The sequence below is a fragment of the Flavobacterium sp. CF108 genome (genome assembly GCF_900129795.1).
Lineage (GTDB): Bacteria > Bacteroidota > Bacteroidia > Flavobacteriales > Flavobacteriaceae > Flavobacterium.
The window spans coordinates 149,193-176,182 of sequence record NZ_FQWW01000005.1 but is presented as its reverse complement, the minus strand read 5'-3'; the positions used below and the strand labels follow the sequence as shown (position 1 = coordinate 176,182).

17 protein-coding genes are annotated in these 26,990 nt (G+C 34.3%); 11 read left to right on the top strand and 6 right to left on the bottom strand.

Features of this window, described 5'->3' with window-relative positions:
• Nucleotides 1-9: 9 nt before the first annotated feature.
• The 4 genes from BUE10_RS14915 to BUE10_RS14900 are packed head-to-tail and all read right to left on the bottom strand — an operon-like array spanning nucleotide 10 to nucleotide 3,648.
• Nucleotides 10-810 carry a helix-turn-helix domain-containing protein gene (locus BUE10_RS14915; protein ID WP_073486385.1) on the bottom strand — a complete coding sequence of 267 codons (801 nt, stop codon included), beginning with the start codon at nucleotides 808-810 and terminating at the stop codon, nucleotides 10-12.
• A 7-nt stretch (nucleotides 811-817) separates the two neighbouring features.
• Nucleotides 818-1,954: an MBL fold metallo-hydrolase gene (locus BUE10_RS14910; RefSeq protein ID WP_073486383.1), complete on the bottom strand. Its 1,137-nt coding sequence runs from the start codon at nucleotides 1,952-1,954 to the stop codon at nucleotides 818-820.
• Between the two features lie 2 nt (nucleotides 1,955-1,956).
• Entirely contained in the window at nucleotides 1,957-2,604 is a 648-nt protein-coding gene (locus BUE10_RS14905; protein ID WP_073486381.1) for a Rossmann-fold NAD(P)-binding domain-containing protein, read from the bottom strand.
• A gap of 3 nt (nucleotides 2,605-2,607) precedes the next feature.
• Nucleotides 2,608-3,648 carry an SDR family oxidoreductase gene (locus tag BUE10_RS14900; protein WP_073486379.1) on the bottom strand — a complete coding sequence of 347 codons (1,041 nt, stop codon included), beginning with the start codon at nucleotides 3,646-3,648 and terminating at the stop codon, nucleotides 2,608-2,610.
• A 160-nt stretch (nucleotides 3,649-3,808) separates the two neighbouring features.
• On the opposite strand from BUE10_RS14900, the gene BUE10_RS14895 reads away from it, so the two are divergent.
• From BUE10_RS14895 to BUE10_RS14875, 5 genes are all read left to right on the top strand, one after another.
• Nucleotides 3,809-4,732, top strand: a complete 924-nt coding sequence (locus BUE10_RS14895; protein ID WP_073486377.1) for a helix-turn-helix domain-containing protein — start codon at nucleotides 3,809-3,811, stop codon at nucleotides 4,730-4,732.
• A gap of 108 nt (nucleotides 4,733-4,840) precedes the next feature.
• Nucleotides 4,841-5,581 (top strand): SDR family oxidoreductase, encoded by a 741-nt coding sequence (locus BUE10_RS14890; protein WP_073486375.1) that lies wholly within the window; start codon nucleotides 4,841-4,843, stop codon nucleotides 5,579-5,581.
• Nucleotides 5,582-5,598: 17 nt separating this feature from the next.
• Nucleotides 5,599-6,069 carry a DUF1097 domain-containing protein gene (locus BUE10_RS14885; protein ID WP_073486373.1) on the top strand — a complete coding sequence of 157 codons (471 nt, stop codon included), beginning with the start codon at nucleotides 5,599-5,601 and terminating at the stop codon, nucleotides 6,067-6,069.
• Between the two features lie 12 nt (nucleotides 6,070-6,081).
• Entirely contained in the window at nucleotides 6,082-6,834 is a 753-nt protein-coding gene (locus BUE10_RS14880; RefSeq protein ID WP_073486371.1) for an SDR family oxidoreductase, read from the top strand.
• Nucleotides 6,835-7,021: 187 nt separating this feature from the next.
• Nucleotides 7,022-10,669, top strand: coding sequence for a DUF2339 domain-containing protein (locus BUE10_RS14875; RefSeq protein ID WP_073486369.1), 3,648 nt, complete (start codon nucleotides 7,022-7,024; stop codon nucleotides 10,667-10,669).
• A gap of 67 nt (nucleotides 10,670-10,736) precedes the next feature.
• On the opposite strand, the gene BUE10_RS14870 is transcribed toward BUE10_RS14875, so the two are convergent.
• Together BUE10_RS14870 and BUE10_RS14865 are read right to left on the bottom strand one after the other, a co-directional pair.
• Nucleotides 10,737-10,994: a hypothetical protein gene (locus BUE10_RS14870; protein ID WP_053474453.1), complete on the bottom strand. Its 258-nt coding sequence runs from the start codon at nucleotides 10,992-10,994 to the stop codon at nucleotides 10,737-10,739.
• Nucleotides 10,995-11,156: 162 nt separating this feature from the next.
• Entirely contained in the window at nucleotides 11,157-13,838 is a 2,682-nt protein-coding gene (locus BUE10_RS14865) for a T9SS type A sorting domain-containing protein (RefSeq protein ID WP_073486367.1), read from the bottom strand.
• Nucleotides 13,839-14,378: 540 nt separating this feature from the next.
• Here BUE10_RS14865 and BUE10_RS14860 point away from each other — a divergent pair.
• From BUE10_RS14860 to BUE10_RS14835, 6 genes are all read left to right on the top strand, one after another.
• Nucleotides 14,379-16,427, top strand: a complete 2,049-nt coding sequence (locus BUE10_RS14860) for an alpha-galactosidase (RefSeq protein WP_073486365.1) — start codon at nucleotides 14,379-14,381, stop codon at nucleotides 16,425-16,427.
• 10 nt (nucleotides 16,428-16,437) lie between these two features.
• The gene (locus tag BUE10_RS14855; RefSeq protein WP_073486364.1) at nucleotides 16,438-18,408 is read left to right on the top strand and encodes a sialate O-acetylesterase; all 1,971 of its coding nucleotides are present in this window, start codon (nucleotides 16,438-16,440) and stop codon (nucleotides 18,406-18,408) included.
• 19 nt (nucleotides 18,409-18,427) lie between these two features.
• A complete protein-coding gene (locus BUE10_RS14850; protein ID WP_073486362.1) occupies nucleotides 18,428-20,629 on the top strand; it encodes an alpha-galactosidase in 2,202 nt (733 codons plus the stop codon).
• Nucleotides 20,630-20,697: 68 nt separating this feature from the next.
• On the top strand, nucleotides 20,698-21,714 hold the full coding sequence (locus tag BUE10_RS14845) for a GntR family transcriptional regulator (protein WP_073486360.1): 1,017 nt from the start codon (nucleotides 20,698-20,700) through the stop codon (nucleotides 21,712-21,714).
• A 3-nt stretch (nucleotides 21,715-21,717) separates the two neighbouring features.
• Complete coding sequence (locus BUE10_RS14840) at nucleotides 21,718-23,310, top strand: solute:sodium symporter family transporter (RefSeq protein ID WP_073486358.1); 1,593 nt, start codon at nucleotides 21,718-21,720, stop codon at nucleotides 23,308-23,310.
• Nucleotides 23,311-23,938: 628 nt separating this feature from the next.
• Entirely contained in the window at nucleotides 23,939-26,965 is a 3,027-nt protein-coding gene (locus tag BUE10_RS14835; RefSeq protein WP_073486356.1) for a SusC/RagA family TonB-linked outer membrane protein, read from the top strand.
• The last annotated feature ends 25 nt before the right edge of the window (nucleotides 26,966-26,990 follow it).

Here is a 26,990-nt window from a genome sequence, read left to right as displayed (position 1 = left end):
TAGTTAAGTTTATATTTTCTTCATCGATTTTAAAATATCAGATGGCGAAAACCCATATTTCTTTTTAAAAGCAAAAGAAAAATGGGAGAGATCTTCAAAACCAAGATCAAGATAAATGTCCGAAGGTTTTTTGCCTTTCTTTTCCATTAAAAAATAACCTTCTTTTAGTCTACGCTGAATGAGCCAGCGGCTTGGAGTATCTGAAAAAATGGAAGCAAAATCACGTTTGAAAGCCGAAATACTTCTTCCGGTTAAATACGCAAAACGTTCCATGCTGATATTAAACTTATAATTACGGTTCATATAAGCTTCTAAATCTATTTTTTCCGGCGGCGCAAAATCAAATAAAATGTCTGTCAATTGCGGATTTTCTTTTAGAAGAATCAAAAGCAATTCTTCCCGTTTTATATTCGAAAAAGTCTCGTCGATTTCGCCGCCATCATTATAATAAGGCATTAAGGAAAGAATGAAATTCGGAACCAGATTTGTTTTCTTTAAAGCAAAAAATGCCGCTTCATCTTCACTTTTTTGAGCTTTGGTTTTATGTTTTGCGGCAAAAGTTTTTAAAAACTCAGTATCAAAAATTACCACGACTTTTTCAAATTCTCCGTTTTGTTTTTGTTTGTTGTATCGTGCGAGATGATTTTTTCGGGCAATGCAGTATTCGCCTGGTTTTAAGTTGTATTTACTAACTCCGTCATAACCTTCAATAGTGCCTTTTGCCAGATACAAAAAGAAATGTTCTGCAATAAAATGTTCCGGCGATATTTCGGGACCTATATAACAACTTTTGATTTCTGTATATTTCATAAAGCGTTTATTTTTCAGGATTAGTTTTCCACCATTGTTGGAATACTTTAGGACTATCAAAATTAACGATTTCTCCCATAATAGGCGTAATCAGCGGAATGTGATATTTTTCATTTAAACGAGTGATCTCATTTAACGGTTCGTTCCATCTATGTTTAGCCAATGCAAATTTCGAATTATGAACCGGAACAACACTTTTGGCGTTTAGATCTTTCGCGGCTTGAAGAGTTTCTTCGGGAAGCATGTGGATATAATGCCAAGCTTTATTGTATTGTCCGTTTTCCATAATGGCAACATCGATTGGACCAAATTTCTTTCCGATTTCGGCAAAATGTGTATCGTAACCGCCATCGCCGCTGTAAAATACTTTCATTTTGGGAGAACTAATTAAATATGACGCCCATAAAGATTGGTTTTGTGTGAATCCGCGACCAGATTTATGTCTTGCCGGAAGTGTATGAATCGTGAAATCTTTTCCAACCGTGATGGAATCGTTCCAGTCTTCTTCTATAATCTTATTTTTAGGATATCCCCAGCGTTCAAAATGCGCGCCAACACCCAAACCGCAAATTACAGTTTTGACTTTATCTTTTAATGCCAAAACAGTTTCATAATCAAGATGATCGTAATGATCGTGAGAAATCAGCAGATAATCAATTTCGGGTAAATCCTCAACATGATACGAATTTGTTCCTGCAAAAACGGTTACACTATTCGGAATAGGCGATGCATTATCGCTAAAAATAGGATCGATTAAAATTTTCTTACCATCAATTTGCAAAAGGGTAGAAGAATGCCCAAACCAAACCAACAAATTCTGATCTGCCGGTAAATGTTTCAAATCTCTTTTTACCGACGGAATTTTGCCGGTAGGTTCAGTTGGAACTTTTTTATCAAAAAGCTGTTTTCGTATTACGCCCCAAAAAGTATAACCGGGCGCAAATGTTGGTGTGTAAGTATTATTTTGAAATTCTCCATTTTTATAATGAGATGATTTTTCAATTCGAGCCATACTTTCGTCTGAAGGTAAACTTCCAAATGTTGCTTTTTGCATATACAACCAAGTACTGAAACCAAGAATCAGAATTAGTATTACGAGAACAATTAGTATTCTTTTGATAATTTTTAGAATTCGCTTTTTCATTTTTAGTTCGCGGCTTTTTTAATGTCAATTGCTTCCAATATTTTTTGAGAGAATCCGAATCGTGCTGTCGAAATCATGGCGCGGCCAATTTCTCTGGTTTCGCAGCCTGTGTAAAATAATCCCATAATCGGGTACAGGAATTTGATGTATTTATTAAATCCTTTTAAGTGAATTTGCGTTGGATCCGGTTTCATTAATCCCGGACGGAAATTGTATTGTGCTTTGAAAGACATTTTTTGCAAAGCATTTTCTGTTTTTCCTTTTACACGCGCCCACATTACTTTTCCGTTTTCAGAACTATCGGTGTGCGATCCCGAAATAAAATTGAAAACAAGATTCGGATTTTGGTTGAGAACAACTTCTGCAAAATGTATTGTTGTATCATAAGTAATATAAGTGTATTGGGCTTCATCAAGTCCTACGCTGCTAATTCCGGCGCAATAAAAACACGCATCATAACCAGAAAGCTTGGTATCATCGCTTTTCAGCGAAAGAAAATCAGGAACAAGATATTCCGTTAGTTTAGGATGCGATTTTCCGCTTGGTTTTCTTCCCACATATAATATTGATTCTACTTGATTATTTTCAAGGCATTCTATTAAAACGCCTTCGCCAACCATTCCGGTGACACCGGTAATAATTACTTTCATCTTTTATATTTTAAGAGATTTCCATTTTATTAAACTTATGACTGTGGCGGTTATCGCTTCTTCATTGCTTCGGGGTTTCCAGCCTAATATTGTTTTTGCTTTTTCGTTGCTGGCATTCCGATAAACACCAACTAAAGGCAAAATCGCTTTTGCCTGATCGTTAAATAATGCCGTTATACGTATTATAAAGGTAGGTAAAGATTTTGTCGATGCCTTTTCGGTTACATACGGCATTTTTTCTTTCAGCAGTTTTACTATTTCCATTAAGGACATCGTGCCGCCGGATAATGCCAGAAATCGCTGTCCTTTTGCATCGGGGCTTTCCATTGCCAAAATGTGTAATTCGGCAGCATCTCTTACGTCGACAATTCCTAATCGAATATCCGGAATTGCTTTCATCGAACCGTCTAATATCTTTTTAAGCAATTCAAAACCACTCGATAAATCAGGATATAAGGAAGGTCCAAAAATTCCCATAGGGTTTACTACAGAAAGCTCTAATGCACCGCCTTCATTTTTCATAAAATTCCAAGCAGCTTGTTCTGCCAGAACTTTAGATTTATTGTATGTTGAAAGTCCTTTTTCGTTAGGGTTTGTCCAGCTTTCTTCAGTAATAAGTGAATTTTTATCTTTATGACTGTAGCCGACAGCTCCAAAGTTAGAAGTCATTACAACACGTTTTACACCTGCGTTTCTTGCAGCTTTTAGTACACGTAAAGTGCCGTCAACGGCTGGGCGAATCATTTCGTCTTCGTTTTTGGGTAATCTTAAAAATATAGGCGAGGCGATGTGCAAAATGTAATCGCAATCGATCATAGCTTCTGTCCAGTTAGTATCACTGGTTAAATCAGCTTCAATAAATTCTAAATCACTAAAATCTGTAATGCCGCCGTTTTCGAGCATTTCAAAAATCTTTTCTTTGCCTTTTAGCGAGCGAACAGTTGTTCTCACTTTGTAACCACGATTGAGTAATTGCAAAATGCTGTGTATAGCAACAAAGCCTGTTCCGCCGGTAACTAATACTTTTTGATTGGAATTTATCATCGATTGTATTTTTATAGGGCAAATTTCAGGAGAATGCAGAGAAGTTATTTTGTTGAAAAGTCCAAAGTTATTTTGTTGAGAGGTTCAGAATGCTGAAAACGAAACGAATGGGCTTTTGTGAAAAAATCTTATATTCGCTTGAACTTACAAAGAGGAACCAATGTCTAAAGAAATAATTTTATTTAAAAACTTACACGAAACCTATAAAAATATGGGACTTCCTGTAAACGAAATTATTGACAATGATGGTTTAACAATCAACAATTTAAAAGATCTGCATCCGGTACTGCCTTTTAAATCGATTGGATATAGGCCGAGTTATTTTTCTTTTTTATTTGTAAAAGATGCAAAAGGAAAATATACAACAGATGATGTTTCGTTTACGACAGAACAGGGAACGGTATATTTTACAAATCCGGGGCATTTTAAATCTTTTGAATGGGATGAGATTACTGATGTTTATTTGATAACGGTTACAGAAAGCTTTTTAAAAGAAAATGTTCATACGGATATCTTCAAAGAATTTCCTTTTTTATTGTCGGAAACAGTTTATCCGAGAAACTTGAATGAAACCGATTTTAAAGAGTTTGAAACAATTTATCTTCAAATGGAAAAAGAATTTGCTTCGACATCTTCCATAAAAAATAAAGTAATTGGCAGTTTTTTGGTCATTTTACTTTTGAAGATAAAAGAAGCTTTTTGGAACAATTATAACCCGATATACGAAGGAAATAAAAGTTCTCAAATTGTAAAAAACTTCAAGAAAAACCTCGAACAGCATTTTAGGGAATTGCTGGACGGAAAAACGGATAAACAGCTTCGGGTAAAGGATTATGCTTTGGCACAAAATCTTCATGAAAATTATCTTAACAATGTTATTAAAAGTAAAACCGGAAAATCAGTTAGTAACTGGATTTCGGAAAAATTGATTGCAGAAGCAAAATCGCTTTTAAAAAATTCCACGCTTTCCATTAAAGAGATTGCCTATAAATTGGGTTTTATAGAAACTTCGCATTTTAGTAATTACTTCAAAAAAAACACTAAAACCTCGCCTGAGGAATATAGAAAGTCTGCCGATTTATAGCATGCTTTGAAATTTGCATTTCAATCTGTAATCTTCGCAACAGCCACCTTCCTGTCTATTTGCAATTTTGTACTGTCGATAATGACATAACAAAATTTATAAATAATCATGGAAAATTTAAAAGACAAAGTAGTTTTAATTACAGGTTCATCAAGAGGAATTGGAGCCACAATTGCATTAAAAGTATCTCAGGCCGGAGCAAAAGTTATTATCAATTATGCAGGAGGTAAAGAACCTGCCGAAAAACTGGCTCAGGAAATCATTTCTAACGGAGGCGAGGCTTTGGCCATTAAAGCAGACGTAAGCAATTCTGCAGAAGTTAAAAATCTTTTTGACGAAAGTATCGCGCATTTTGGCAAAATCGATGTTTTGATTAACAACGCTGGTATTATGATTACCAAATTAATCAAGGATACTACAGATGAAGATTTTGACCGTCACTTTAATATCAATGTTAAAGGAACTTTTAATACGATGCGTGAAGCGGCTACAAAACTGGCTGATAACGGAAGTATTATCAATTTTTCGACTTCTGTAAATCGTATTATGCTTCCGGGTTACGCGACTTATGTAGCCACAAAATCTGCTGTGGAGCAATTGACAAGAGTTTTTTCTAAAGAAATTGGTTCAAGAGGAATTAACGTAAACTCCGTTTCGCCCGGACCAACAAACACAGAATTATTCACAAACGGAAAATCGGAAGAAGTGATCGCAAGATTAGCGTCATTATCAGCATTCAACAGAATTGGAGAAACAAATGATATTGCAAATGTTGTGGTATTCCTTGCTTCTGACGATGCAAAATGGATCAATGCGCAAAATATTGGTGTTAACGGCGGAATGGCTTAATCTTAAAATTAAAAATTATGAAAACATACATAAACGCAATAATATTAGGATTGTTTGGCGCTGCTGCCGTTACGGTTTCATTCATGTTACAATGGCCAACGTGGACGATGTTCCTGGCTTGGGTAAGTTATTATTTATTCGGAAAATCAATTAAAACTTCTATTCCGGTCTTCGTACAAATAATCTTCGGAATACTGATGGGAGTTGGAATAATGGTTTCGGCGAAATTTTTTGAAAGCTTCATTGGAGTTGCAGGTTTTCAACTGGCTGTATTTTTATTCATTGGTTCATTAGCTTTTTTATCCAAAATAGAAGGTTTAAAAAGTATTCCGGCTTGGTTTATCGGATTGATTATCATTTTCGGAGTACATCCGGAACTTGAATTTGTGGCTATTGTCAGCCTTCTGATTCCGGTAATTGCAGGATTTACATTTGCCTGGCTCAATGATTCTTCACTTCAAATCGTATCAAAATCATTCAACAATTAAAATTTAAAAATCATGAAAATATTAAATAATAAAGTGGCAGTAATTACAGGTTCTGCCAGAGGTTTAGGAAAAGCTATTGCAGAAAGATATGCATCATTAGGTGCTAATATTGTAATTAATTATTCAAAAGACAAAGCTTCTGCAGATGAAGTAGTGTCAAACATTACGGCTATGGGCGTAAAAGTAATTGCTGTTCAGGCCGATGTAAGTGTAGTTGCCGATATCGAAAGATTATTTGAAGAAGCTATTAAAGCTTTTGGAAAAATTGATATTGTTGTTGCTAATGCCGGAATCGAAATGGTAGAAACTCCGGTTGCAGAATTTACAGAATCTCAGTTTGATAAGCTTTTTTCTATCAATACAAAAGGAGCTTATTTCACAATGCAGCAAGCCGCGAAAAAAGTAGAAAACAACGGAAGGATAATTTATATTGCTTCAAGTACAACAGCTTTTCCAATTCCGGGAATGGCGATTTATGGCGGAAGTAAAACTACGCCGCGTTATATGGTCGATGTTTTATCTAAAGAAATTGGACATAAAGGAATTACGGTTAATACGATTATTCCGTTTGCTGTAGATCATTCGGGAATTTTTGCAGATGAAAACAGTTATCCTGAATTAAGAAAATCATTAATCGACAGCTGTCCAATGGGAAGATTGGCAGAAGTGGAAGATGTAGCTAATATTGCTGAATTTTTTGCAAGTGATTTATCTTCTTTCGTAAACGGCCAGCATTTACTGGTAAACGGCGGGGCAAATCAATAATAAACTTTGATTGAGGAATCTTCAAAGTGTTTTAAAAAAGTCAGATTTTTTGTTTATCAAAATCTGACTTTTTTATTTTTATTCTAATTACAGACTTAAATCCAAAAATCTATTCTATTTTAGGAAGAAATTTGGCAGAAATTAAATACATGTAAAATTCTACATTCGCCAAGTCAAAATTCAAACTATGGAGTACTTTATACTTTTTATCTTATTTGTCTGTGTTATCGTCCTGTTTAATAGTCTTTCGAAAGTAAAGGAAGAAAACGAACATCTGGATTCTCTTTATAGAAAAAGCAGAGAAGATTACAATTCTTTAAAAAATGAAATTAGTGAGATTAAAAAACAGATTTCCCAATTTGGTTTTACTGCTGATTTACCGCAAAAAATTGAAATTGAAGAAATTCCTGCACCAGTAGTTGAAATTTCACCTCCAATTCCAGATCCTGTTAATAGTCTTGATGTTCTTCAAGATGAACAAAATAGGATTAATGAAGAAGCTTTAGAGAAAATTGCTTTAAGCTTTGATTCGCAAGGAATTCCTGTTCGTGACACCAACAAAATTGTTGAAGAGAAAGAAACTCCTGCCCCGATAGAAAATATCGAAACACAGTCAATTCCTGAATTTGAAAAACAAACGGAACCTCAGCATAAGGAAGAAGAAGTGTATGTAGAAAGTGCTTTTTCAATTTTTATAAAAAAACTAGAACAGCAGTTTGCCGAAAACTGGACAGGAATTTTAGGAACCGCCATAATGGTTTTAGGAATTGGTTATTTAAGCATTTATACAGCTTTGAAGGTTTCGCCAATGTTTAGGGTTTTAATTCTTTGGCTTTATTCTGGAGTTTTAGTGGGTTCTTATTTCTTTTTAAAGAAAAAAGAAAAATGGTTTAAAACGGGACTTTGGCTTCGCAGTGCCGGAGCAAGTTTGTTTTTGTTTGGATGTTTTGGCGCTTCGCAAATTCCCGCGCTTACTTTTATAGAAAGTATTCCGCTCGCTTATTCACTCATTGGGGTTGGAATTGCCATAAATTTATATGTAGGGTATATTATAAAACAACAAACCTTTTTATCGCTTCATGTCATTTTAAGTATTTTGGTTTTATGCGTTATTCCCGAAAAACTTCTGATTAAATTTTTGCTGGCAGCTTTAACCGCGACGGCGGGAATTATTTTAGCGTATAAAGAAAAATGGGAATATCATTTATTGATCGTTATTTCTGCCTTTATAATATTTGATATTTGGTTTACACAAGGAGTACATAGTCTCAGTCCGTCTCAAAATATATTTGCGATATTGGGCATTATTTTGGTTTCAGTAAGTTGTATGTACATGCAATACCGAAGCATTTATGCGAATACACGCTTTGACCGAATTGCTTTTATAACACATCTTACGAACTGGATTTTATTTGCTTTAGGTTTAATTTTGCATTCAACCGGAAGTAAAATCAAAATATTTGTTTTGTTTGCTGCGGGAATTCTTTGCCTTTTTGCTGCTCTTTTTGCCAGAAAGAAAAAGATTTTCTGGCTGTATCATTTAGACGGAATGGTTTCATTTTTACTTTTCTCATTAAGTATTATTATGCTTAACGACTGGAAAGTAGGTTTTGATGTTATTGCTTGCGTATTATACTTTTTGGTTATCACTTGTTTATTTATCGTTTACAAAAGCGGAGAAACTTTGCTGCATAAAATATTTTTAGGGCTTAATCACATTTTAGGTTTAATCATTTTTGGATTCTTTATTGTGCAGGTTAATGCACCTTTTGAGCAAACGAATAGCACCAGTACTTTTGTGTCGTTGATTGTTATGACTTTAATTACATTAATCGTTCCTGTTTTCTGCGCTGTAAAAAAGGAGTTCTTAGAAATTGATTCTTTAATTGTTAAGAAAGATTTGAGCTTAAACGGAATTTTCTCTGTGCTGTTCTCTGCATTGTTTTTTGTAAGCTGGTATCATACGATCGAAATTTCGTTTTATTATCCTCTTGTGTTTTTTGCTTTATTATGGTGTTTATTACGATTCAAATTCAAAACCAATACTTTTGATTTAGGACGATTCCTATTTTTAAACACAACTATAATTGCAGGTTTACTATTAATTTTCCAAAACTCTAAATCTAATTTAGACCTGGTTTTTGCTTTAGGAATTATTGCTGTGATAACCTTTAACTGGTTTGTAAAATTATTTTATACAAATGAGCATACCATAAAAACCATTGGGATTATTGGTGTAAATGCTTTATTAGTTTTGTTTAATTATAAATATTTAGCGGGTTATGATATTATTCAAATTTTCGGATTATTTACTGCTGCGCTGCTAAATCACGAATTTCTTTGGATTCAGTTTAAACGAAAATCACTTTCTAATGACAATCAAGTATTGTTATATCTTTTTTGTCTTGCTTTTTCAATATTCGGAAGTGCCTTGTTTTTATACAATACCCAGTTTTTAAATAATACCGAAATTGCTCTAACCGCCGTTGGGCTTTCTGTTATCGAAGTTTACATTTTGTTTGCAGATAAAATCAGGAATAAATCGAATGAAGAAATTTTAGACTGGAAAAATTTCGGCACACTAAATTCTGAATTCATTCTTTTTAATGCATTGGTTTTTGGATTCTCTTGTATTCAAATAGATTATATTCCGGTTTATTTAGGAAGTTTAGCGTTGGTCACTTTTTGGATTTTCCAAAAAACCGAAAAAATGAAACGCTATAATATCTATTCTTTTATACTGTTGATAGGCTGCGTGCTTTTAAGTATTTATTTAGCTGTTTTTGATGCAGATAAAGGGTTGAATAAAAATATACTTTATATCACACAAACAATAAGTGTTTTGATATCTGCCGCTTATAGTTATCTGCAGATGAAGAGTCAGAAAGAACAAGGGAAAATGTTTATTGCAATTTTACCTCTTATTCAAAACTTATGGATAATTGCTTTATTATTTATTCAGGTAGAAATAGTCTATCTGCCTTTACTATTTATGTTTTTGGCAATTCTTAATTTTGGTTTGATTTTATACAAAAAAATAGAATTGGTTTCAGAATCAATATTGGTTATTGGGCTTTTATCTATTTTAACTTCTGTGTATTACAGTATCAAAGTACTCAATCATTTTACTTTGCAGGATTGGGTTTTACAACTTTCGGCAATTGTATTATTGATTGTTTTAGTTTTTCTGACAAAGAAAAAAGAGTTTATTAAATCCTTGCTGCTAGATTACCAAATAGCGGTAAATATCTGGCTTTCTATTATTATGTTTTCCCAGTTGGAACATAAATGGCTTCCTGTATTTTGGGCGGCGACAGCTATTGTGAATCTATTGCTTTATTATAAAAAAATAGGGAACAAAAAAGAAATCAGCATTGTTTACTATTTGCTGGCTAACTTTCATTTAGCTTTTGTAAGCTTTAATTATTTCGAAGCTAAATTTGAATTCGTTTATTTGATCATATTTGCTCTGCTTGCTTTGTATATTTTTATCATTTACAAATACATTGAAGATTTCAAATTAAGAAATAGTATTATTATTTATCCGGCTACTTTTAGCATCGGATTGTTTTTATTTCTTTCGTTTGATAAAGGAATCTTGACCTTCTTCTGGATTTTAGAATCTTTAGGATTGCTGATCCTCGGAATTATCCTGAAAGAAAAATATTTCCGTTACGTTTCACTTTCCTTAGTTGGTGTCTGTGTAATTCGATTAATGTTTTTCGATTTATCAAATGCCGATTTCCTTATAAGAGCATTAGTTTTACTGGGCGTTGGAGTAGTGCTTTTAGTAATGAATACATTATTTAAAAAATACAAAGAACGATTTGATTAAAAATAATACTAAAAAGAAGCCCTTAAATAGAAATATTTAAGGGCTTCTTTTTTATAGGGAACTTTATTTATTCTTCGTTTTCTAAATTATCAACAGCCGAAATCTGATCCAGAATATTAGTCTGATTCGGCGAAATGTAATTTTTATTTTCCGGAGGAGTTTCTTTCTTAAACAAAAGATCTAATGCGTGGTAAAGTTTTAATAAAACATCTTTGTCTTCTTTTGCAATATCTAAGGCAGTATTAAAATTAAAAACATAATTATTCGAATTGCGTACTTCTACTTTTATCGTTTTTGATGTAATTTTAAATTTAACTATGTCCATGCTGTTTATTTTGCTTAATGAAATTGCAAAGTTATTGTAATTAATTGTATAAATAAAAATATGAATAATTTAAAATAACAAGTTGAGGTTCTGATTTGCAAAATAAAAAATCCCGATTTTCATTTTGAAGTGAAAATCGGGATTTTTTTAAGAAGTAACTATTTATTTTTTCACAAACTTAAAGTTTTGAACCTTATTATCTGCCGATGAAACTTTTACCACATAAACACCTTTTGCAAGATTGTTTACCGGAATTTCAGAACTAATCATATCTTCAGCAGCCAAAGATGTTTTTGATACTTCTTTACCAGATATATCGTATACTGAAATAACAGCAGGTCCGCTAATCGTATGATCAAATTTAATCCTGAAAGTTGTTGAAGCAGGATTAGGGAAAATATAGTTTGTAGCAGCAATTCCCCAGTTAAAGTCAGGAGTGCTCAAAATTGGGCCGTCATAAATAGCATACAAAGCAGCATCGGCCTGAGGAAGCTGAGCACTTAATGTACCTTGTGCCGTACTTACTGTCCCGGAATATAGTTCTTTAACGTTATAAGTTCCAGAACCTAAGCCAATTCGGCTTAAACTAATATTGTTTGTTGTCGCAGCATTGCTGTAATTAAATACGGCAACATAAGTAACATTGTTGTGTGTTGCGTAGAAAATATTCGCGGCATTGTATCCCGTATTACCATCAGACGGAATAAAATGCATATCATTACGGGCTGCATCCATAACATCATCATTTTGTAAAAGATTCTGTCCTGTAGCTTTCCATGCACCTGCAACAGAAAAATCATCACCCGTTGTAACAGTTCCTGTTACCACACTGCTTAATAATCTCGCACGATTTTGCCCGATAGAAGAATTACCAAACACAACATGATCTGCATCCAGATAATCATAAATCTGATTTTGCCACCAGCCATAAGTTGTACTGTTTAAAGTATACTCAGTATCGCTGATTGTGCTGTACGCATCACAAGCAATACGACGCACATGAACAAACGGACCGGTTGCTAAATTTGGAGAAATCGCAGCCTCAACCAGCATTGTTCCGTTAATTTCATCAACTAAATATTTCATACCTTCTTGATACGCTTCCATACCCGTATGAATTTGGTAATTTACAAAGCTGTCTGCTTCGACACTAGCGTGAGTCAAAAAGTCAATTTTAACCATTTCAAAACCTGCTGCTTTAAAGCGATTTATAAAATATTTTATTCTGGCTTTAGTTCCCGGACTTGTCGGGTCCATTGCATACGCACCATCCAGTTCAAGTGGAGCTCCGTTAACCATTGTCCAACATTGATTGTAATTGTATGAACTTCCTTCAACCTGACGATTGTATTTTCCCCAATCCACAAAAGGAGCCCAATAAATACCCGCTTTAAAACCTTTGCTTTTTGCATACGTAACAAACTGTGCAAGTTGAGCATCGGTCATATTATCCCAATAAGAATCAAGATCTATAAATAAAGTATTGTCTTGCGTTTTGAATGCAGGGCAGTCATCATGAAAATAATCTACAACTGCTTTTGCTTTCGTTAAATTTATACTAGTCTGCATGGCGCCCCAGCTATTCCAGCCGATAGGTTTTGGTGCCGTCCAGTCAAAAATATATTTGGGCTGCAATGCGGCATTTGCCTGAGCAAATTCTTCAAAACCTGTTCTCCAGTCGTCACCCGCATTTATCATTACTTTAGGCGAAGGACAGCTTGTTTGACCCACATTTACCCAGCCATGACCACGTTTATCCCTTGTTATATCTTGCTTTGTCCATCCTGCTATAACCGAAACATAAGCAGATGATGCACCGCCGCCATTTACTGTAATACCTGTTTTCCATTTTGTATGTTCAAGAGAGCCAATAACCAAACCTTTACGATTGGTATTATTGTAGATATTCGTAACCTCAGATGCAGTAAAATCAGCCGAGTTTAAAGCGTTAGCATTATAGCGAATCCAGGCATCATTATCATAAGGAACAAATACAGCTCTGGTATCGCCTGTACCAAAATTTGGCGTTACCTGATAACTTGTTAAAGGAGACATTCTATAACAGTTCGATCCATTTCCGGTAAGTACAACTTGTACCGCTACATATTCTTTATTAGTATATGTATAAAATATTTGCTGCATACCTAAAGTATAATTACCGCTTAACGTAAAAATATGTTTTGTTCCGCTTCCAATATTATCTGTAAATGGTGCTGATGTGTAAGCAGCTGTAGCAAAGTTACCGCTCAAATACTGCTGATCACTATTTGCGTAAGCAGATGCATTCGTAATAACCGTAGCTCCATTAAATTTTACACTATATGTTTTCGTAGCTAAATTGTAAACGATACTATTGTTTGTACCAAAAGTAATAGTTTGAAGACTCGAAGAACTAAGCGGCGTTAAAACAAACTTATCTAAATTGGGCGCCCATGAATTTGTATTGTCCCAAAGCAGTGTTGTGGTTCCGCTGTTTAGATAAACGCTTATGTTTTTAGACGCGGCAGTACTCCATCCGCCGCTTGGATCACACGGAATTGATATTGCTGAAGCTGAACCGGCCGTTAATCGAATGGTACGCGGATCTCCGGTACAATAAAATAATTGAAGATTGTACAAACCCGCAGCCGAAACCGTAACATTTGTAGATACACTGCTGTTGCCTCCCAAATTGCCGACAATTTTGCCGGAACAGGAATCGCAGTTTTGTATGTCAGCGCTATTAGTACGTGTACCGTTTTCAAACTCATAAGTCTGAGCTGAAGTATATAACGCTATAAAGAGCATTGCAGTGGTAAACAATGCCTTAATAAATAATCTTTGTTTTGTAATTTTTTCTTGCATAATAATTTTGGTTTAGACAGTTAGAATGCAGTACTATACTATACTGTGCTACAATGATAAGAAAAATAATAATATATTGTTAAAAATTTGAGGTATTTTATTTTTGAAGCTGCCAGAATTATGTTTTTCGTTTTTAAATAATCTTTAAAATAAGTATGGATAAATTGAATAATCAATTTGGTGAAAAATAGAAAACAAGCATTGAAGTTGGAATATTTTGACCAAAGAGAAGCGTAATATTGTGGATATCTATCGTGCTATTTTTTGAAATTATTTGAAAAAATTGTAAAATTTACAATTATTCAGGAAATAAAAATTTCTTTCGGCTGCGTTAGCTGCAAATTGAATACATTAGTAGCTATATGCTTTATTTTTAAGGGGAAAGCAAGATTGAAATGCTAATTTTTTAATCGTATAAATTATTTTTTAATGCCTTTTCAAAAGAAGATTTAGTGAAATATTTTTTGAAGTGCTTGCGAAATAAATTTTAATTTGTATCATTGTAGTATAGAATAGTATAATAACCAAAATAACCATTTAATGAAATCCAATTTTTTTCTGTTCAAAAATGTGTTTTTGTCCATTTTGTTTGTGGCATTTTTCTTTAATTCGGCTTTAGCTCAAAAAGACATTAAAATGATTTTTGGGAAAAACGGAATCATAACTTATGAAGCAAAACAAAAAACAATTGCCGTTAGCCAATCTGGGAAAACTATTTTTTCAGATGCCAAAGCTTCAGTTATTGTAAATGGTAAAACAATTTCGGTTACTGATTACTCAGAGGCAGTTTTATCAAAAGAAACTTTGAATGATAATTTAGGAAAAGGAACAAAATACTCACTTACTTATACGGATAAAAATAACCCAACTCTAATCCAAAACTTCTATACTTATAACAATCAGTCCTATTTTATAACTCAAATCGAAATTTTAGGCGCAGGGCAGCAAATCGCAGCCAATTATATTTCGCCATTAGATTTAGGGAAAATCAGTTTTGATAAAATAGAAAATCTGCAAACTGTTTTTGTTCCTTATGATAATGATGCCTTTATCAGTTATAATTCAAAAAAGTTAGATACAATTTCGAATAATACAAGTGCCGAAGTTGGAATTTTATTCAATAATACTTCCAGAAATGGTTTTATTATAGATTCTCTGGAACATACGGTTTGGAAAAGTGCCGTAAAAACTACCAATAAAAAACCAGAAACTTTATTTTCTGCATGGGCAGGATATGCTGAAAAAGAAATTACACGCGACAGTATTGCACACGGTTTGGTAAAAGGCAATAAAGTTTTATCTCCAAAATTCTTTGTGGGTTATTATTCAGATTGGCGAAATGGTATGGAAGAATATGCTAAAACGAACCGCATTGTAGAAAAGCCTTATGTTTTTGAGTGGGACAAACCAACTCCGGTCGGATGGAACAGCTGGGGCGTTTTGATGGAGAAAATTAATTTTGAAAATACGACAAAGGTTGCAGACTTTTTTGCAAAAGAAATCCCGCAGTTTAGAGTAGGAAATACGGCTTATATCGATTTAGATTCTTTTTGGGACAATATGGTAAAAGGCGGTTTTACGGGAGATTTCAGCAAATTAAAAGAATTCGCAGATTATTGTAAAAGTAAAGGTTTAGAACCGGGAGCATATTGGGCGCCTTTTACAGATTGGGGATGGAAAGATGGCCCAAACCGCAAAGCCGAAGGAAGTGATTATACTTTTGGAGAGATGTGGACCAAAACCGGAAACACCTATTTTGATTTTGACGGCGCCAGAGCGATTGACCCAACACATCCGGGAACATTGAAGCGTGTTGATTATGTCATTAATAAACTAAAAGCGTGCGGTTTTAAAATGATCAAAATTGACTTTTTAGGTCACGCTGCCGCAGAATCTACTTCGTTTTACGATAAAAATGTTACTACAGGAATGCAGGCTTACAAAGTGGGAATGGAACATTTGGTAAATGCATTAGACGGACAAATGCTTATTTATGCTGCTATTTCCCCAAACATGGCAACATCTCGTTATGCCCACGTCCGTCGTATTGCATGCGATGCCTGGAAAACAATCGAACATACTCAATACACGCTGAATAGCGTAAATTATGGCTGGTGGCAGACTTATTCCTATGATTATATTGATGCCGATCATGTGGTTTTTGCAGATGTAACAGAAGGAGAGAACCGCGCCCGATTAATTTCGGCAGTTATTACAGGAACTTTAATTACCGGAGACGATTACAGTAAAGATGGAATTTGGAGCGTACGTGCAAAAGAATGGCTTCAAAATAAAGAACTGCTTAAAATTGTTTCTCACGGAGTCGCTTTTCGTCCGGTAGAAGGAAATACAGGAAAACATACCACAGAAGTTTTCGAACAAAAAATAGGAAACGATTGGTATATAGCGGTTTTAAATTATGGTAGCACACCTAAAAATTATTCGCTTTCTCTGGAAAGATTGGGTATAAAAAAGGGTAATTATCAACTGCAGAATCTTTTTACAAATCAAAATACTAATGTAAAAAATAATATAAATGTAAGTCTTGGTTCTAAAGATGCTCATTTGTACAAAATCATAAATCGTTAATTGAATGTATATGAAAAGACATTTTTTTAAGAAAACCATTTTAGTTGTATCGTTGGTGATACTTTCGGTAAATGCAGTAAATGCTGCCGTAACACTGCCTTCTTTTTTTACAGATAATATGGTATTGCAGCAAAAAAGCGCAGTTCCGTTTTGGGGAGAAAGTGATAAGCAATCCGTTTCGGTTACAACTTCTTGGGATAAAAAAACATATAAAGCCAATGTTGTAAATGGCAAATGGAATGTGGTTTTAAAAACGCCTGTTTACGGCGGACCGTATTCTATTGCTATAAATGACGGAGATGTAAAAGCGCTTCAAAATATTTTAATTGGTGAAGTCTGGCTGTGTTCCGGGCAAAGCAATATGGAAATGCCTCTTGAAGGATGGGGAAAAATAGATAATTATAAAGAAGAAATTCAAAACGCTGATTTCCCTCAAATACGATTATTACAAGCCGAACATATTGAAAGTACTTTACCATTAAATACATTAAAAGTACAGCACGACGGCTGGAATGTATGCAGTCCAAAAACAATTGCCGACTTTAGCGCAACAGCTTATTTTTTTGCCAGAAAGATTTACAAAGAAAAAAAGATTCCGATAGGATTAATTCATTCTTCGTGGGGAGGAACGCTTATAGAAGCCTGGACAAGTTCTGGAGCGTTAAGTACAATTCATGATTTTGATACCGAAATCGAAGCCATGAAATCTGAAACGAACAGAGAAGCTTTACAGCAAAAATACAATGCTGATTTAGCTATTTGGGAAAAACAAGTTGCAAATGCCGACAAAGGAATGCAGCAGGAAAAAGCAATTTGGGCAACAGAAAACTTTGATGATACATCTTGGAAAATCATGAAACTGCCTTCTTTTTTTGACAGCAACGGATTAGCCAATTTTGATGGAATAATCTGGTTTAGAAAAAAGTTTACAATCTCTGATAATAGTAAAGATTTTAACCTGAGTTATTATGCAGATGATGATGATATACTTTGGATAAATGGAAATTATGTTGGCGAAACCAAAGGTTATAATGTAGAGCGTCGTTATACAATTCCGGCTAAGTTTCTGAAAAAAGGCGAAAACACCATCACAATCAGAGTTTTTGACGGAGCAGGAAACGGAGGAGTTTATGCCGATGAAAAAATTACATTAAAATCTGAAAATGAAACTCTTTCGTTAGCCGGAGACTGGAAATATAATATTGGTGCAGACAGTAAAGATTTACCGGAAAAACCGTATTTGGCGCAAGGACAAAACAGACCAAGTGCGATTTATAATGCGATGATTTCACCTTTATTAGATTATAAAATAAAAGGAGTAATCTGGTATCAGGGAGAAAGCAATGCGGAAAGAGCTTTTCAATATCAAAAATTATTACCGCTATTGATAAACGACTGGAGAGCTAAATTTAAAGATAAAAACCTTCCGTTTTTGTTTGTCCAGCTGGCTAATTATAAACAGCAAAAACAACAGCCGGATAATTCAGATTGGGCAGAGTTACGAGAAGCACAATTCATGGCTTTGAAACTGCCAAATACTGGAATGGCTGTAACAACCGATATTGGAAACGGAGAAGACATTCATCCAAAAAATAAACAAGATGTAGGCGGACGTTTGGCAAATATTGCTTTGGCAAAAGTTTACAATACTAAAATTGATTATTCGGGGCCGCTTTATAAATCGTATTCTGTTAAAGCAAATGTGATTACGATCGATTTTGATTTTAATGAAAATATAAAAGCAAAAGACAATTCTTTAAAAGGATTTTCAATTGCAGGAGCAGACCAAAAATTTCATTGGGCAGAAGCCAAAATTGTCAACGGAAAAGTAGAAGTATATGCACAGGAAGTTCCGAATCCGGTTTCGGTGCGATACAATTGGGCAGACAATCCAAACGGAAATTTAACCAATGCCTCGGGATTGCCGGCTTCTTCTTTTAGAACCGATAACTGGGAAGGAATTACACAAAAAAAGAAATAAGAAAATAACACATAATAAAATGAAAAAACACATTATCACTTTAAGGCAGTCTTTTGCGATAGCATTTTTTATTCTCTCGAGTTATTGTTCAGTAACTGCACAGCAGATTATTACAGTAAAAACAAAAAACAACGCATTGGTTTTACAAGTAACTCCGGGAAAAGAAATAAACACTATTTATTTAGGAGAAAAACTGGCAAACGATTCAGATTACACAAAAATACAAGCTCAGTTTCGTCAGGGAACAGATTACTCGGGTATTTATAATGCAGCTTATACGGCATCGGGATCTAAAAATTTGTTAGAACCTGCCATTACCGTAACGCACGCTGACGGAAATACTTCGCTTGATTTGTTATACGTAAGTCATGAAACAAACAAAATTAGTACAGGAGTTTTTCAAACTGATATTACGCTAAAAGATCCTGTTTATCCGGTTGAGGTTCATTTGTTTATCCAGTCTTATTTTGACAATGATGTAATCGAGCAGTGGACAACCATTCAGCATAACGAAAAAGCAAGTATTACTTTAAATAAATATGCTTCGGCTAATTTATATCTTAAAGGATATAATAACTTTTACCTGAACCAATATCATGGCGATTGGGCAAAAGAAATGCAGCCGGAAGAAACCAAGTTAACGCACGGAATCAAAGTGTTAGATTCTAAATTAGGATCTCGTGCTAATTTATTTCAACCTTCGGTATTTATGGTTTCTTTAGATAAACCAGCTTCAGAAGATGAAGGAAAAGTTTTGTTTGCAGGTTTAGAATGGTCAGGAAATTTTAGAACCGATTTAGAATTAGATCCGCTGAATAATCTTCGTGTTATTTCAGGAATTAATAATGCTGCGGCAGCTTATAAATTAGCTAAAAGTGAAGTATTTACAACGCCTAAATTTTGGTACACTTTTTCATCAAAAGGAAAAGGAACTGCAAGCCGTAATTTGCACGATTGGTCAAGAAGTCATAAAATCCTTGACGGAAAAGGAGATCGTTTAACTTTATTGAATAACTGGGAAGCGACTTATTTTAATTTTGATGAAGAAAAGCTTAAAGTGCTTATCGCCGATAGTAAAAAACTGGGTGTTGATATGTTTTTGTTAGATGATGGATGGTTCGGAAATACTTATCCACGTAATAATGATGACGCAGCTTTAGGAGATTGGGACGTGAACAAAAAGAAATTACCAAACGGAATTGGAACTTTGGTAAAAACAGCGAAAAACAATCAGGTAAAATTCGGAATTTGGATTGAGCCTGAAATGGTAAATCCAGCGAGTGATTTGTATAAAAAACATCCGGAATGGGTTATTAAACAACCGGGAAGAGCAGAACATTATTTCCGTAATCAATTGGTTTTAGACTTATCAAATCCAAAAGTTCAGGATTTTGTTTATGGAGTTGTTGATAATCTTTTTACTCAAAATCCAGAATTGGCTTATATCAAGTGGGATTGTAATGCAGTGATTTATAACGCCTATTCAGGTAATTTAAAAGACAATCAGAATAATTTTTATACGGATTATGTAAACGGACTTTATAAAGTTTTAGAACGCATTCGCGTAAAATATCCAAAAGTGCCAATGATGCTTTGTTCTGGCGGCGGCGGAAGAGTGGATTATGGAGCTTTAAAATACTTTACTGAATTCTGGCCAAGTGATAATACAGAGCCTTTAGAGCGTGTATACATGCAATGGGAATACTCGTATTTTTATCCGGCACTTACTATTGCTGCGCACGTTACAGACTGGGGAAAACAGTCTATAAAATACCGTACAGATGTTGCCATGATGGGAAGATTAGGTTTTGATATTGTGGTTAAAGATTTAAACGAAAAAGATTTAGCATTTACACAACAAGCCATCAAAAACTACAATGCATTAAGCGGAACAATCTGGCAGGGAGATCAATATCGTTTGCAAAATCCGTGGGGCAATGATGCAGCATCGGTAATGTTTGTGAATAAAAACGGAAACGAAGCCGTAATGTTTAGTTATTCGGTTAATTCAAGATACGAAGCCGGAACACATCTTCCGATAAAATTAAAAGGATTGCAAGCAGGACAAAACTACAAAGTAGAAGAAATCAATGTGTATCCAGATAAAAAAGCTTCTGTAGAAACAGCAGTTTATTCTGGTGATTTTTTAATGCAGGTTGGAATTAATCCAAATGTAACAGTATCAAATAACAGCGTTGTTTTAAAAATCACGAAGGCCTAAAATAAATTTCAAACATTAGTATATATTTGTACTATATATTTTCTAAATAAATACCTATTAAAACGTTTATGAAGCAAATTATTCAACAGATAAAAAACCTTGAATCAATTAATTCCCTATCCAAACACGAGCAGCTGGTTCAGGGAATAATTAATGCCATTGATGAAAAGGTAGTAACAAAAGGTGATCTGCTTCCATCTGTAAATACTTTTATAAGCGAACTGGGTTTTGCAAGAGAAACTATTGCCAAAGCTTATAAAGAACTTGTTCACAGAGGAATTATCGAATCAAAAAACCGACTTGGATATTTCGTTGCTACAAACGATGTAAAGCAAGAGTTGAAAGTGGCGCTGCTGATATTTGCATTTGATATTTTTCAGGAAACGTTTTATGAAAATTTCAGAAAAGGGCTTGGAAAAAATGTACAATTGGATATCTTTTTCCATCACAATAATTTTGATACGTTCGAAAATATTATTCAAAGTATAAAAGGAAAATACGGAATGTTTGTTATCGCTCCGATTCCGAATAAAAAAACACCGGATGTTTTAAAACAGCTGCCAACAAACAGAGTATTGCTGGTTGACCGTTTTATAGAAACAGATGAAGATTACAATTATGTTGCACAAGAGTTTGGAGATTCGTCATACAACGCTTTTGTGCAGCTTAAAGATAAAATTAAAAAGTACGATGAACTTGTTTTCTTCTTCAAGCCTTCGTCTGCAGAACCTAATGAAATTTTAAATTCATTTAAAAGATTCATGAAGGATTATGATATCAAAGGAGTTATAAAAGAAGAATACACCGCAGGTTCTCTGGAAAAAGGAAAAGTGTATTTTACGATTCACAATCTCGAACTTTGGGAAATGCTGAAAGACTCTAAAATAAAAGGACTTAAGATTGGTACAGACATTGGTTTTATTTCGCACAACGATGATATTGTAAAAGAAATCATCTTTGACGGTGTAACCACATTTTCTACAGATTTCTCTGAAATGGGAAAAAGAGCAGCTGATTTTGTGTTGAACAGAAAAAAGACACAAGAGATTATTCCAACAATTCTTATTGATAGAAATTCGTTGTAATTTATGAATGTTTTATCCATTGTTAGTTTTTTACTGATTACAGGTTTAGTCGCTGTTATTTCAGTCATAAAAACACGAAAAAGAAAGGTACAAACCACAAGCGGACTTTTTTTTGCAGATCATAACAATAACTTTTTTATAGTTGGAGGCGCTTTATTGCTCAGCAATATAAGCGCCAACCAATTTATAGGCGAAAACGAATCCATCTACACTAACAACATGAGCGTTATGGCTTGGGGCGTAAGTTCTGTGTTGGCCATGCTTCTTGTTGCCGAGTTTTTTCTGCCTATTTATTTTCGTACCGGAGCCATGACAATTCCGGATTATCTGGGAAAACGGTATGACGATTCGACTAAAAGACTCGTGTCGATTATCTTTTTATGCAGTTATATTGTCAATTTACTTCCGGCAGTATTATATGGCGGTGCAGTCGCTCTAACCGGAATGTTCAATTTTTTATATCCTTTAGAATTAACCTACTGGCAGAATATCTGGGTTATGGTTTGGCTGATAGGCCTTACAGGCTGCGCTTATTCGGTTTTAGGAGGTTTGCGAGCCATATCGATTAGTGATACCGTTTTAAGTATTGGCTTATTGACGATTGGTATTGCTTTTCCTTATTTTGGATTTAAATTTTTAGGAAATGGAGATTGGTTCAAAGGGCTTCATGTTTTACTTTCAGAACATAAAGAACATTTAAATTCTATTGGCGGACCAAAGGATGAAATTCCGTTAAGTACCATTTTTACAGGAATGTTTATAATGAATCTGTACTATTGGGGAATGGAGCAGTTTATTGTACAGCAGGCACTTTCGGCAAAAAGTTTATCACACAGTCAAAAAGGAATGGGACTTGCCTGTTTAGGAAAACTACTATGTCCTTTTATCATTAATATTCCCGGATTAGTTGGGGTTCATCTTTACCAAAATCTAGAAAATACAGCCGAAGTTTTCCCACTTGTTATCAAAGACACACTTCCCGGAGTTATGATTGGTTTAACGGCCGCAGTTGTTTTGGGAGCAGCAATTAGTACTTTTAATGCTGGACTTAATAGCAGCAGTACATTATTTGTGTTGAATCTTTATAAACCGTGGTTAGAGAAGAAAAACAAAGAAGTAACAGAGAAACATTTAGTTTATACCGGACGTAAATTCGAAATCATTGTATCGGCTTTAGCCATGTTTTCGGCTCCTTTTATATTGTTCAGCAAAGCTGGTTTTTATACTTATTTACAGCAATTGAGCGGTATGTTCTGCCTGCCTATTTTTACCATTATTCTGATTGGTTTTGTATTCAAGAAAGTACCGCCGCAGGCCGCAAAAATGGGAATGATATTTTTTATTTTAGGCTATATTACTTTTAACTACATATTCGATATTAAATTACATTATCTGCACATGCTGGCACTTTTATTTGTGCTTACTTCTGTATGCATGCTGCTGGTTTCTAAGTTTTATCCGAAATATAATTATGTCGAAATAAAATTAGAATCGGTTGAATTGTCGCCTTGGAAAAATCGCTATTGGTACTTTACTGCTTTAATAATTGGTATGGTGAGTATTTTTGTTTTGTTTTCGAAATGGGGGATAGCTTAGTTTTTAGGTGCTGAGGTTATAAGATTCTAAGGTTCTGAGTTTTTAGGGACAAAGCGACAAAGGTCCAAAGGGACAAAGGTTTATGTAGAGACGCACAGCAGTGCGTCTTGCGTAACGTAACCACAATATTTGATATACTTGACGTAGACGCACTGCTGTGCGCCTCTACGGATATGCGTTGTGGATATAATTAATTATAAAATTGACAATTCAAACATCCCAATTTTTTGTAGAGACGCACAGCAATGCGTCTTTTTTTATTCATATTTGGGTTGAAATATCTTGAAAATTGTTCAAAAAGGCCTTTTTGATTTTGCAGGTAAATTATACCTGTTTTCTTTGTTTTAGATTAAAACGCTATTCGGTTTTGTCTGAGATTTCTTTAAATTAATTATTCCTTTATTTTCTTTTTCCTTTTTAAAGCTTGGTATTTCTGTTAAAGCCGAAATAAATCATCAAAAAAAATATGAAATTCTTAAAACATAAATTTGGATGTAATGAAAATATTTGTATGTTTGTAATGTTGTAGTATAGTATAGTATAAGTCAATTCGTTTTCTCATATTTTAATGCTCAATAAAAAGAATAAAACTAACTCACTAATTTATTAACTAAAAAACCAAATTATTATGAGAATTGCAATAAGATACTTATGCTTCTTAGTAGTTATGATGTCAGTCGGGACACTTTACTCCCAAACCATAACCGGTAAAGTTACAGATAATGAAAATTTACCATTGCCGGGTGCCACAATTCTGGTAAAAGGTACACAGAATTCTACAGTAACAGACATAGATGGCAGTTATAAATTGTCAAACGTTAAATCCGGCTCAACTTTAGAGTTCAAGTTTATAGGATTTAATACGCAGACCGTTGCAGCCAATAAATCGGAAATTAATGTCTCTTTAATTCCAAGTCCACAGGAATTAAATGAAATAGTAATAGTTGGAGCCTCAATGAAAAAAGGAGATTTAACGGGTGCAGTAAGCAGCGTTTCTGGCGATAAGCTTAGAGAGGTTCCTACTCCAAACGTAGTGCAGGCGCTGCAAGGACGTGCCTCTGGAGTATATGTGCAGCAAAGTGCTGTGCCTGGTCAAACAGGTTCAATAAGAATTAGAGGTAATAACTCTTTGAACTTTGGCGGTAACCCAATATTTGTAATCGATGGTTTAGTTACCGACAGTAATTTTGAAAACATTAATCCTGACGATATTGCGAGTATGGAAGTTCTTAAAGATGCTTCTGCTACTGCACTATATGGTTCAAGAGCAGCTAATGGAGTAATCGTAATTACGACAAAAAAAGGTTCAAGATCGGGTGAAGCAAAAATACAGTATGATACATGGACAGGTGTATCTGAATTTGCAAAAACTATCCCGTTGATGAATGGCCAGCAGTTATTTGATCTAAGAGTTGATGCTTATGCAAATCGTTATATGGATGAGAATCCTGGAGCTGATCGTGCTGCTTATGTTAATCAAATTAAATCAGATGGTTCGACTGTATTTGCACCTTATGAACTGGAATCTTACAGAACTGGTAAAAGTTACAATTGGCTGGATCAGGTAACGCGTTCAGGTTTTCAAACAAATCATAATTTAAGTTTTAGCGGCGGGGGAGAAAAGGGAACTTATTTCGTAAGTTTTAATTATGTTAACCAGGAAGGACTTCTTAAAAATTCTGATTTTAAAAGATATAATGGAAAAATTAACCTTACGCAGGATTTAAAATCATGGCTGCAGTTTGGTACCAATACTACTTTTTCAAGAAGTAAGAGTGATTATCAGGAAGGCAGTGCTTTTGGTGTGGCATTGGGAGCAAATCCATTATTGCCTATAGACCCTAAGGCTACTTATCTTAGATACGGTGAAGTATTTGACCAAAACCTTTATAATCCGATAAAAAGTCTTGATATCATAAATACAAGTACACGTAATAGAATTACAAGCAGTAATTTTTTAAGTGCAAAACCAGTAAAAGGACTTGATATCAGAACCAATTTATCTGTAGATATTACAGATCAGGCAAATTTTGATTATGTACCAAGTTACACAGGACAGTCACTTAGAAATTCTATGAATGGGGAAGCGCACCACTATAGATATTCACAATTTAATTATCAGTGGGATAATACCGTAAGTTATAGCAAAGTTTTTGTTGCAAAGCATGACGTAAGTGTAATGGGAGGATTTTCTGTAATGAGTAATTCAGGAAATACTACTGATGTTAGAGCTCGCGGATTTGTTAGCGATGATTTGACCTATATGGCATTATCAGGAGCATATCAAAAAGATAATGCACAGTTAGGTTCGAATTTTACAGATTATTCAAACCAATCGTATTTTGCAAGAGCGAACTATACTTATGATGGCAAATATAATATTACAGGTACAATAAGAAGAGATGGTTCTTCTAAATTTGGTCCAAATAATAAGTGGGGAACTTTCCCTTCAATAGCAGGAAGCTGGGATATTGCTAAAGAAAATTTCCTTTCAGGATTTGAAAAATTAAATCAGCTTAAATTTCGTGTAGGTTACGGTATGGTGGGTAATCAAAATGTAGATGCTTACAGATATTTTGCCTTATATAATGCACAAGTTAGTAATAATTCTGGGACTTATGTGTCTGATAATTATATTGATAATTTTGATTTAAAATGGGAAAAACAAAAACAATTCAATGTTGGATTGGATGCTGGTTTCTTTCAAAACAGACTTACTGCAAGTGCTAATTATTTCCATATAAATAATGACGATCTTTTAATGCTGCGTAATATGCCGGTTTCATCTGGATATAAATATAAGCTGGATAATATTGGTTCTACAACTAATGAGGGTATAGAATTAGAACTTAGCGGTGACATTATTAAAAACAAAGATTTTAAATGGAATGTTTCTGCCAATATATCATCGGCAAAAAATAAGGTTACAAAACTTTATGGAGATGCTACAGAGATATACAACTTGGGTGGTTATAGTAACAATGAGATTCAGCGTACTGGAAACTTTTTCTTAGGTCAATCGGTAAACACAGTTTATGTATTTCAATATGATGGTATTGCACAGCAGGGAGAAAACCTTAGTGGAGTAAATTATGGAAGCCGAACTGTTCAGGCTGGGGATATTAAAATTAAAGACCGTAATGGTGATGGTGTAATAAACGATAAAGACAGATACGTGGTTGGTGATTTGAATCCTGATTATTATGGAGGTTTTTCTACAGATCTTAATTATAAAGGTTTTGCATTAAATGCAGTATTTGCTTATTCAATAGGAGGTAAAAGGCCAAGTGGTATTTACGAAAGTTATATGAACTCAGGAGGAATGAGTGCTGCACATACAGATCTTTTGGATCGTTGGACTCCAACCAATACCAATACAGATGTACCAAGAGCTTATTATGGAGGAGGAAGATACACTTTAGGTGAGACAGATAAGGCAATACAAGATGCTTCATTCCTAAGATTAAATGCACTTACATTATCGTATACATTACAAGATAAAGTTGCAGATAGTGTTTTTCTTAAAAATGTAAGGTTTTATGTAACGGGATCTAATCTATTTATTATAACTAAGTATAAAGGTTATGATCCTGAGGGAGGAGATTCTTATCCTTTATCTAGAATGGTAGTTATGGGATTAAATGTATCTCTTTAATCAAATTAATTTTAAAAATTATTTT